This window comes from Clostridium sp. AF32-7AC (assembly GCF_003477925.1).
GTDB lineage: Bacteria > Bacillota > Clostridia > Lachnospirales > Lachnospiraceae > Otoolea > Otoolea fessa.
In genome coordinates this window covers 1-389 of record NZ_QUEG01000014.1, presented here as the reverse complement: position 1 = coordinate 389, position 389 = coordinate 1, and the positions used below count along the sequence as shown (strand labels likewise).

Annotated in this window: 1 protein-coding gene; it reads left to right on the top strand. The window is 41.4% G+C overall.

From position 1 onward, the window contains the following. Positions 1-210: hypothetical protein (locus DWZ45_RS14595; protein ID WP_207663865.1), on the top strand; the 210-nt coding region annotated here is incomplete at its 5' end. Positions 211-389: the final 179 nt, after the last annotated feature.

The following is a 389-nucleotide window of genomic DNA, read 5'->3' as shown; positions in this document are numbered from 1 at the left end:
TATTTTGCGGGACAGCTCCATATTCAGCCTTTTTGCATAATCCCATCGGCTTTGGACCTGTCTGGAGGAATGTTCCCTCTGAAAACGGCGGATTCTGCCAAGCACATGATACAAATGGTCTTTATCACTGGAGAAATTTATAAATTTACGTCCCAGGATAGTGCCATCTGCACGCATGATGTTGCAGACTGCATCCGTATTGATTCCTAAATCAACGCTGCATATCACCTGCTCTTTTACATCTGTTTTTGATAAGCTTACTTCCTCCGTGTATGAAAACCGAAGGAAATATTTATGATGTTTCCTTTCCAAAGTAGGGGCAGATGCCTTTTTCCTGCTCCACTTTTTCCGAAGATATTCCATATCGGTATGAAGTAATTTTACCTGAA